This window comes from Rhodococcus sp. JCM 9793 (assembly GCF_055380405.1).
Genome location: NZ_AP043721.1, coordinates 2,510,056 through 2,520,122, shown reverse-complemented (window position 1 = coordinate 2,520,122; position 10,067 = coordinate 2,510,056). Strand labels below are relative to the sequence as shown.

The 10,067-nt window shown below is 65.9% G+C and carries 8 protein-coding genes; all 8 read right to left on the bottom strand.

What is annotated here, in order from left to right:
• Nucleotides 1-330: 330 nt before the first annotated feature.
• The 8 genes from ACZ46K_RS13950 to ACZ46K_RS13915 all read right to left on the bottom strand — a co-directional run bounded on the left by ACZ46K_RS13950 (nucleotide 331) and on the right by ACZ46K_RS13915 (nucleotide 9,986).
• Nucleotides 331-516 carry a hypothetical protein gene (locus tag ACZ46K_RS13950; protein ID WP_464748786.1) on the bottom strand — a complete coding sequence of 62 codons (186 nt, stop codon included), beginning with the start codon at nucleotides 514-516 and terminating at the stop codon, nucleotides 331-333.
• A 13-nt stretch (nucleotides 517-529) separates the two neighbouring features.
• A complete protein-coding gene (locus tag ACZ46K_RS13945; RefSeq protein ID WP_464748784.1) occupies nucleotides 530-2,476 on the bottom strand; it encodes an acetoacetate--CoA ligase in 1,947 nt (648 codons plus the stop codon).
• A 5-nt stretch (nucleotides 2,477-2,481) separates the two neighbouring features.
• Entirely contained in the window at nucleotides 2,482-3,342 is an 861-nt protein-coding gene (locus ACZ46K_RS13940; RefSeq protein ID WP_464748782.1) for an HpcH/HpaI aldolase/citrate lyase family protein, read from the bottom strand.
• A 149-nt stretch (nucleotides 3,343-3,491) separates the two neighbouring features.
• Nucleotides 3,492-3,764, bottom strand: a complete 273-nt coding sequence (locus ACZ46K_RS13935; RefSeq protein WP_464748780.1) for a GlsB/YeaQ/YmgE family stress response membrane protein — start codon at nucleotides 3,762-3,764, stop codon at nucleotides 3,492-3,494.
• Nucleotides 3,765-3,886: 122 nt separating this feature from the next.
• A complete protein-coding gene (locus tag ACZ46K_RS13930; protein ID WP_464748778.1) occupies nucleotides 3,887-4,999 on the bottom strand; it encodes an NDMA-dependent alcohol dehydrogenase in 1,113 nt (370 codons plus the stop codon).
• Nucleotides 5,000-5,059: 60 nt separating this feature from the next.
• Nucleotides 5,060-6,559, bottom strand: coding sequence for an aldehyde dehydrogenase family protein (locus ACZ46K_RS13925; RefSeq protein ID WP_054806323.1), 1,500 nt, complete (start codon nucleotides 6,557-6,559; stop codon nucleotides 5,060-5,062).
• 101 nt (nucleotides 6,560-6,660) lie between these two features.
• The gene (locus ACZ46K_RS13920; RefSeq protein WP_464748776.1) at nucleotides 6,661-8,298 is read right to left on the bottom strand and encodes a sigma-54-dependent Fis family transcriptional regulator; all 1,638 of its coding nucleotides are present in this window, start codon (nucleotides 8,296-8,298) and stop codon (nucleotides 6,661-6,663) included.
• Entirely contained in the window at nucleotides 8,295-9,986 is a 1,692-nt protein-coding gene (locus tag ACZ46K_RS13915) for an AMP-binding protein (RefSeq protein WP_464748774.1), read from the bottom strand. Before ACZ46K_RS13915 ends, ACZ46K_RS13920 begins: the two co-directional genes overlap by 4 nt.
• Nucleotides 9,987-10,067: the final 81 nt, after the last annotated feature.

Sequence of the window (10,067 nt, the reverse complement as noted above, 5' to 3'; positions counted from 1 at the left end):
CCTTCCTCTCACCGTCGGACGACGACCGACCTGCGCACCGACCTGCGGAGCACATCACCGTACCCCGCGTATATCTGCAGATCAGGTGAGGATCGTTACGGCGAGCCCGGCAGCGGGACCCCCCACTGGCCTGACGACGCAGCCACAAACCCTCCCGACCGGCAACAACCGTTCGAGACAGGTTACTCGCCGGTCATATCAGGTGCCCTTCGCATACACACCGGCCCAATCTACAGGGTCCGTACCAGCGCACGAATGGTCGCGGGCAGGACACGGTGTCACTGCTGCGACGATGAGAGGAGGATCACCACACGACCGCGGTGATCACGTTCAGGATGCCGAGTCCACCGGCTGCGTGGGCGAGCGCAGCGGTGGAGCCGGGGTCCGCTTCTCCTTCTTCGGACCGACGATCGCGACGGTGAGGATGATCAGCGCGATCACCAGCTTGATGGCGACATCCATGACCGCGTATCCGAAATTTTCGGGCGCTCCCTTGTCCAGCAAGGCAGCACTCACGAAGTGGCGCACATCACCCCAGTTCGCGGTACCAGTCAATGAGTTCCGGAACGTCGAGTGCCGTTCGCTCGACGGTCGCCGCGGCGTCGACTCCCTGCAGGATCCGCTTGATCGGAACCTCGAGTTTCTTTCCGGTGCGAGTGTGCGGGATCCCCGGCGCGGCGATGATGTCGTCCGGCACATGTCGCGGTGAGACCCTCGTCCGGAGTTCGGTGCGGATCCGCTCCCGGAGGGCCTCGTCGAGGACCACACCGTCGGCGAGGACCACGAACAAGGGCATCCAGTACTCGCCGTCGGGTTTCTCGACGCCCAACGCAAGTGCCTCGACGATCTCGGGCAGGTCTTCGACCACCTGGTAGATGTCGGCCGTGCCGATCCGGACCCCGTGTCGGTTCAGCGTCGCGTCGGAGCGCCCGTGCATCCGGGCGGAGCCGCGCTCGGTGATGGAGATCCAGTCTCCGTGCCGCCACACTCCGGGGTAGACGGAGAAGTACGCCTCTCGGAGTCCGACGCCGTCGGGATCGTTCCAGAACCGAACCGGCATCGACGGCATCGGCGCGGTGACCACGAGCTCGCCCACCTCCCCGCGCACCGGACGACCCTGGGCGTCGAATGCATCGACGGCGACGCCGAGGCACGGCACCGACAACTCCCCCGGCCAGACCGGAACGGTCCGGACCGACCCGATGAACGCCGACACCACGTCGGTGCCGCCGGTGATCGACATGACCTGGACCCGCTCGCCTGCGTTCTCCCCGAGCCACAGCGACGACGTGGGCGGCAGTGTCGAGCCGGTGACGCCGACGCCCCGGAGAGCGGACAGGTCGTGTTCGCGGCGCGGGACGACACCCGCCTTGATGCACGCGAGGACATAGCCGGGGCTCGTCCCGAAGACCGTGACATGTTCGTCGGCGGCGATCCGCCACAGCCGGTCGATGTCCGGGTAGGAAGGAGCACCGTCGTAACAGACGATCGTTGCGCCGACGAGCAGTCCCGCCGCGAGGAAGTTCCACATCATCCAGCTCGGGCTCGTGTGCCAGAAGAACGTGTCGCGGTGGCCGATGTCGAGATGCAGCGACAGTGCCTTGAGATGCTCGAGCAGCACTCCCCCGTGCCCGTGCACGATGCCCTTGGGCAAGCCTGTGGTGCCGGACGAGAACACGATCCAGAGCGGGTGGTCGAACGGTACCGGGACGGGCTCGAATTCATGCTCGCCTGCGGTTGCCTCTTCCCAGGTGAGAACGCCCGGATCGAGCAGGGTGTCGCCGGAGGTCTCACTGCGCGCAACGAGCACCGTCATCTCGAGGCCGGGCATGTGTTCACGCAGCCAGGCGACCTCGGCGACTCGGTCGTGTCGGCGACCGTTGTACCGGTAGCCGTCCGCAGTGACGAGAACCGTGGGCTCGAGCCGGCCGAGCCGATCGAGCGCGGCGGGGGCGGCGTAGTCCTGCCCGCAGGCGGACCACACAGCACCGATTCCTGCGGTGGCAAGCAGTGCAACCACCGCCTCGGGAATATTGGGCAGGTACCCCACGACCCGGTCTCCCGCTTGCACGCCGCATTCACGGAGCGTGGCCGCGAGGGCCGCGGCCTGGCCGTGCAGTGCCGCCCAACTCGTCTCTCGCCGTTGTCCGTCCTCGTCGATGTGAACCATCGCCGGTCGATCGCTCCGAGCGTTCCGGAAAACGTGTGCCGCATAGTTCAGCCGGGCACGGGGGAACCACACGGCTCCGGGCATCGCGGCGTCGGCGAGCGCGGGCCCGGGATCAGTGCCACCTCGGATCTCGAACCAGTCCCATACGGCCTGCCAGAACTCCGAGGAATGCTCGATCGACCATTGCCGTAGCGCATCGTAGTCCGGCAGGTGCACGGCATGGCGGTGCTCGACGAAGCGGCCGAATGCCGTCACCCTCGCTTCCGCGAAGTCCACCTCGCTGGGAACCCACTGTGGACGGACCATCACCGTCACCTCCGTTCCGGCTCGACCTCCGTGCGACCCGATCGGCACTCGTCGGCGCGCGCCTCCACCGATCGGTGGAGGATCTGTTCGGCATGTCGTAGTACGGGCGCATCCACCATCTGACCCTCGAACCGGAACACGCCCCGAGACTCCGGCACGGCTTCCAGGACCCTGCGAGCCCATTCGACCGACTCGGCGCTCGGCGTGTAGGCCTCTCGAATCACACCCACCTGATCGGGGTGGATCGATACCTTCACGTCGAATCCGACCGCGGCTGCGTCGAGTGCCTCGCTGCGCAGTCCGGCATGGTCCCCGATGTCGAGGTACGCGGCATCGAGCGCCCAGCGTCCGTACGCCTTCGCCGCGAGCAGCACCGACGATCTGACATGTTTCGCAACATCGCGGTAGGTGCCGTCCGCGTGCCGGATATTCTGACCGCCCAATCCGACGGCGAGGCCCTCGGCGCCCCACATGACGCCGATCGTTCCCATCGCCAGTGCTATGTCGGCAACCGCAAGTGCTCCGCGTGGGGACTCGACGAGCGCGATGACCTCGCGTGGCGCGAGCGCCGTCACCTGCTCCGGAGATTCACACTTCGCAAGCATCACCCGGGTGTAGGGCGAGTCGGCGAGGGCCCTCAGGTCGAGGCGATGATCCTCGGTGCCGGCCGGGTTGATCCGGACCACCGTACGCGCCGGATCGAGTGACCGGTCGAGAAGGGAGCGGCGGGCGTAGTCCTTGTCGGCCGGTGCGACACCGTCGTCGAGATCCAGGACGACGACATCGGCGGTCGCAGCGGCCTTGCCGTAGCGCTCGGGCCGATCTGCCGGACAGAACAACCACGCCGGTCCCGGAATCACACTCATGCGGTCGACCTCCTCGTGCATGGTTCGTCCACGTCCGATCATCCCGCGCCCGGCCTGTCCGGTCACCGTTTCGTCGCGAGTGATGGAACGACCGATGGCCCCGCCCGAAAGGGCGAGGCCATCGGCTCGATGCCGTCAGGAGTGGTGGATCAACTCTTCGACCTGGTCATCGATGTGTAGAGCAGGGTCAGGACGACTGCGGCCGCGATACTGATGATCCACCGGATCCAGTCGATGCCGCCGGTGTCCTCGTTCCCTTCCGACGAGATCGCGCCCCAGACCCAGTAACCGATGAGGGCACCGACGATGCCGATGATGACCGTGATGATCATGCCCATCGACTGCTTGCCCGGAATCACGAGCCGGGCCAGCACACCGATGACCGCACCGAAAATGATGGTGCCGACGATTTCCCAGAACATCGCGCGCTCCTCTCGTAGATGATCTTGCCGCGACGAACTGTATGCCAGTGTGTGCGTCCGGATGGTGTCTCCGCGGCGAATTCCGAAGATCGTCTACCGAAAGTTGTGTGGCCGGAGTCCGTTCACGAGGCGTGGACGATCACTCCACGCAGGTTCTTGCCGTCGCGCAGATCCTGATAGCCCTGGTTGACTTCTTCGAGCGTGTACCGGGTGGTGATCAGCTCGTCGAGCTTCAGCTGGCCGGCATCGTAGAGGCGCAGAAGCCGCACGATGTCGTACTGCGGGTTGGCGGAACCGAACAACGAGCCCTTGATCGTCTTCTGGAACAGCGTCAGATCGGTGCCCGACACGTGGACTGTCAGCTTCTCGGGGTTCGCCAAGCCGGTGATCACGACGGTGCCGCCCTTACCGATGACCGCTGTCGCCGCCGACACGACCTCCTCGTCGACTGTGCCCACCAGGATCAGCGCGGCATCAGCGCCCTGCCCCCAACTCAGCTCCTTGACCTTCTCCGCAGCTTCCGCCGCGGTCGCGAACGCATGAGTGGCTCCGAATTTCAGCGCCGCGTCGCGCTTCATCTCGACAGGGTCGACCACCACGACGTACTTCGCCCCGGCGTGTACCGCGCCCTGGACGGCGTTGATACCGAGACCACCGATGCCGTAGATGACGACGATGTCGCCGGCACGCACGTCACCCGAATACACCGCCGTGCCCCACCCCGACGGCACACCGCAACCGACGAGAACTGCTGTCTCCAGGGGGAGCCAGTCGTCGACCTTGACCACAGAGTGCTGCGAGATCGTCGCCCGCTCGGAGAACGTACCGAGCATGCACATGGCACCGAAGTCGAGGCCACCCGAGTGGAAGCGGAAGGAGCCGTCGGGCATGGTTCCTTCGAGGATGGTCGCACCCATGTCGCATAGGTTCTGACGGCCCGTGGAACAGTATCTACATGTTCCGCAGTTGGGGATGAAACTGCACACGACATGATCGCCGGGCTTGACCTTGGTGACGCCCGGGCCGACCTCCTCGATGATGCCGGACCCCTCATGACCGCCGACGATCGGATAGCGCGGCGGCAGATCTCCGTCGGTCAGGTGCAGATCGGAATGGCACAGGCCCGCAGCGGTGTACTTGATCAGGACCTCTCCCGGTCCGGGCCCGTCGAGTTCGAGCTCCATCAGTTCGAACGGCTTGCCTGCTTCGAGCAGTACTGCGGCTTTGGTCTTCATCTCGTCCTCCGTTGTCTCGCGGTCGTTTCAGTACAAGTGGGGTTCAGAGCGCATGCGGGTTCAGAGCGCAATGTTCACGGCTTTGGTCTGCGTGTAGAGATCGATCGCGCTCGCGCCGAGTTCGCGACCCCAGCCCGACTGCTTGAACCCGCCGAAGGGCATGGCGGTGTCGAAGCCGTTGTACTGGTTGACCCACACCGATCCGGCCTTCAGCCGACGGGCAGTGCGATGGGCCTTGGACAGGTCTCGTGTCCAGATCCCCGCGGCGAGACCGTAGATCGAGTCGTTGGCAGCCACATCGATACCGTCGTCGGCGTCGAACGGCATCGCGGCGACGACCGGCCCGAAGATCTCTTCTCGCACCACACTGAACTCGGGCTGTACATCGACGAGGACAGTCGGCTCGACGAAGAAACCTTTGTCGCCCCAACGTTGCCCGCCGGTCAGCGCACGTGCTCCGTCGGTCAGGCCTTCGCGCAGGAAGCCGGTGACGCGATCCAGCTGCTCCTGGGACACCAACGGTCCGAGCTGAGTGGCCGGATCCATCCCCGGACCGATCTTCACCCTGCTCGCGGCATCGGCCATCGCTTCGGTGAACTGCTCGAAGATGGGCCGCTCGACGAACAGGCGAGTTCCGGCGACACAGCACTGACCGTGATTGAACAACCACGCGTCGAGCGAACCGGCGACCGCGGCGTCGAAATCTGCGTCGGCGAACACGATGTTGGGGCTCTTACCGCCGAGTTCGAGAGAGACCTTCTTCAGGTTGCCCTTCGCCGCGTCGACGACCTTCTTCCCGACCTCCGTGGAGCCCGTGAACGCGATCTTGTCCACACCGTCGTGGGCGGAGAGCGCGGCGCCCGCGTCTCCGAACCCCGTCACGACATTGACGACGCCGGGCGGGAAGCCGGCCTCCTCGAACACCTCGGCGAGGAGCAGCGCGGTCAGCGGTGTCTGCTCGGCCGGTTTGAGGATCACGGTGTTGCCTGCCGCGAGCGCCGGCGCAAGTTTGAACGCGGCCATGAGCAGCGGGAAGTTCCACGGCACGATCAGTCCGCACACGCCGACCGGTTCGCGCAGTGTGTAGGCGTGGAATTCGCCGCCCGGCACGAACGGCATCGACACGTTGACGGTGCTGCCCTCGATCTTGGTGGCCCAGCCCGCGTAATAGCGGAAGATGTCGGCCGACCACGCCGTGTCGACGGCCGCAGCGATCGCAGCAGATTTGCCGTTGTCGAGCGCTTCGAGCTGACCGAATTCCTCGGCGCGCTCGGTCAGCAGATCGCCTACCCGCCAGATCATCCGCTCACGTTCGGCCGCCTTCATCGTCGGCCACGGGCCGTGGTCGAAGGCAGAGCGGGCCGCACGTACGGCCCGGTCGATGTCTTCCGCACCGCCGTGAGCGACATCGACGAGCTTGTCGCCGGTGGCCGGGTCGTGGGTGGCGAACACGCGACCCGACGCAGCATCGACGAACTCGCCGCCGATGTAGAGGCGTCGGTTTTCGGAAAGGAACTCTCGGACACGCGGGGCGACGGTGTACTCGGCCACGGCAGTCATACGAACCTCCAGAAGTAGTGTGACACGAGTCATACTTCCTCGGAGGGACGTCCCCGAACTGTCCAAGGTTTGGACACCGCTTTCCGGGGCACGCCACGACGTCAGACGATGCCGAGCGCCTTGATCCGGCTGTACAGCGTGGTGCGGCTGATGCCGAGCCCGGCCGCGGCGTGCACCTTGTTTCCGCCGCTGTCGCGCAACGCGTCGATGATGGCTTCGCGTTCGGCGCGTTCGAGGCCACCGAGCTTCGCCACTCGGCCGGTGCTGCGGTATTCAGGTGCGAGATCTTCGGCCCGGAGCGGCAGTGAGGACTCCCGCTCGGGAATTCCGGCGAGCACCGCGCGGAGTTCGGCGAGGTTGCCCGGCCACGAACGTCCCGCCAGCGCCGCGACCGCACCCGGACCGAGGCGGATGTCGGGTCTGCCGAGCTCATCGGCAAGCGAGGCGGCGAGGTCTCCGATCTCCCGGATACGATGGCGCAGTGCAGGAATGCGTACCCGCCCGACGCATCGCGTGAGGAGTTCGCGGACCGGCTCGCGCACTGTGTCGAGCGGATCCGAGGTGAACACGAATCTCGGTCCCGATTCCAGCACGGAGACGAGCAATCTCAGCACGGGATCCGGAGCCACGTGAACATGCTCGACCACCACGGTATTCGCGCTCGTGGCCGCGTCGACGGTAGCCAGCAGCGCCGCGGACCACTCCCGTTGCCCTTCTGCGACGATGCGTGCAGCGTCGACGAACACCCCACCGCTGCCGGTGAATTCACGCGCCGCCCAGGTGCGTCCGCTGCCGGGTTCGCCGACGACGACAACGCTGCCGGCACCTGCGCGAACACGCGCGAGTTCGTCCCGGAGAGTGCTCGACGTGGTCTGTGCCGCCGCGGTTCGGCGCACCGTCTTCCGGTCGCCCGTGGCGTCGAGGAGGAACAGCGCGCTGCCGTCGATCCCCGGGATGCGGTCGACGCGCAGGGTGGTCCGACCACCCGCGGTGAGCGCGAAGTCCATCGTTCGGGACTCGCCGGAGGGAAGGTCCATCGCGATCGCACGCAACGCCGCGTGATCCGCTGGTACGAGCAGATCCACGGCGGCCTTGTTGGTGAGCATGATGTCCTCGCCCATCGCCGCGACGGCGAGCCCGCGTCGCTGCGCGGCGCGTTGGAACGCTTCGACCACTCGCTGGTCCGCTTCGCGGGCATTCTCGAGCAGGCGCGCTTCGATATCACGGGCCGCGCGGGCGACGATCGGGGCGAACAGGGGATTCGCGGTCTTTCCGACCGCCGTGATGTCGAGGATGCCCTCGATCCTGCGGGTGACAGGGTGGACCAGTGGATGGCCGTAACAGCTGTATCCCTTGAGCGGTTCGAGGAAATGCTCCTCCCCGTGCACGACGAGCCCTTGCCGCATCTCGAACGGAGTGCCCAGCGCATTCGTGCCGAACGTCTCTTCGCTCAGCTCTGCGCCGGGAAGGACACCGAGTTCGTCCATAGCGCGTTGCATGGACGAGGAGTCGAACACGCGGGTCACTATCCGGCAGTCACGATCGACCAGAAGGATGCAGCACTCGGTGCCGGACAGTTGTGTGCCGAGCTCGTCGAGCACCGGCCGGGCAGCGCGGCGCAGCCGCCCGGAAGTGTCGGAGGGGCCCAGCAGCGTGGGCTCGGGAAGGTGCCCCGGATCGAGACCGCTCAGCTCGGAGCGCTTCCAGGACAACGCGATCTCGGGCCGCAACGGGTTCACGTCCGATCGGCCTCCTCGAGGAGCGCGACCGACACCTCACGCATCTCGACCTTGCGGATCTTGCCGGTGACCGTCATGGGGAACTCGTCGACGATGTGGACATAGCGCGGGATCTTGTAGTGCGCGAGTTTGCCGCTGCAGAATTCGCGCAGTGCGTCCGCGTCGAGCGCGTCGGCGCCGTCACGCAGGCGCACCCACACCATCAGTTCCTCACCGTATTTCGCGTCCGGAACACCGACGACCTGGGCATCGAGGATGTCGGGGTGCGTGTAGAGAAATTCTTCGATCTCACGCGGGTAGATGTTCTCGCCGCCGCGGATCACCATGTCCTTGATCCTGCCGGTGACCGAGACGTACCCCTCGGAATCCATCACACCGATGTCGCCCGTGTGCATCCACCGCGCCGCATCGATCGGCCCCAGCCGATATGGTCGCTCCGCAGGCTCCGCTCCTGCGGATTTCTCTGCCTGCTCCCAGTACCCCAGCATCACCGAATAGCCGCGCGTGCACAGCTCACCCGGCTCACCGCGCGGCACGGTGAGTCCGGTCACGGGATCGACGATCTTGACCTCGATGTGCGGTCCGACCCTCCCGACGGTGGATACGCGCTGCTCGATGGTGTCGTCGCTGCGGGTCTGCAGCGAGACAGGCGAGGTTTCGGTCATCCCGTAACAGATGGACACCTCGGCCATCCCCATCCGTTCCATGACCTGCTTCATCACCTCGACCGGGCACGGCGATCCTGCCATGATGCCGGTGCGCAGGCTCGACAGGTCGACGGTCTCGAACGACGGGTCGGCGAGTTCCGCGATGAACATCGTCGGCACGCCGTACAGCGACGTGCAGCGTTCTCCGGCGACGGCCGCAAGGGTGGCGGCAGGATCGAACGCCGGCGCGGGTATCACCATGGTCGCGCCGTGACTCGTGCACGCGAGGTTTCCCATGACCATGCCGAAGCAATGATAGAACGGCACGGGAATGCACACCTTGTCCTGCTCGGTGTAATGGCACAGTTCCCCGACGAAGAATCCGTTGTTGAGAATGTTGTGGTGGCTGAGGGTGGCCCCTTTGGGGAATCCTGTGGTTCCGGACGTGTACTGGATGTTGATCGCGTCGTCGGGCGACAGCTCCTTCCCGGCGGCGACGAGCGTAGACCGATCGGTTTCCAGCGCGGCCCGACCCGCGGCGCCGAGCTCGTCCCACTCCGAGCGGCCGATCAGCACGACCTGCTCGAGGTCTGGACACTCACCGCGTACCTGACCGATCATCGCGGCGTAGTCGGAGGTCTTGAACTCCGGCGCGGAGATCAGCATCCGGATGCCCGCCTGCGTGAGCACGTACTGCAGTTCATGAGAGCGGTACGCGGGGTTGATGTTGACGAGAATCGCGCCGATCTTGGCGGTGGCGTACTGCACGAACGTCCATTCGGCACAGTTTGGGGCCCAGATTCCCACGCGGTCGCCTTTGCCGATGCCCGCTCGCAGCAGTCCGAGGGCCAGGGCGTCGACCTCGGCGGCGAGCTCGGAGTATGTCCAGCGTCGGCCTGTGGCTCGTTCTACGAGTGCGTCGCGGTCGCCGTGCCGGGCGACGGTGCGGTCGAGGTTGTCGCCGATGGTGTCACCCAGCAGCGGGACGTCCCATGCTCCGGAGTCGTAGCTGGGCAGTGCGGGGGTGGCGATACCGGTCATGATGAATCTCCTGCGGTGGGACGCGGCCGGACAGACGGGTTCTTTCACCATCCTCGTCTTTTCGCGGCCGCAGGTGTGCGG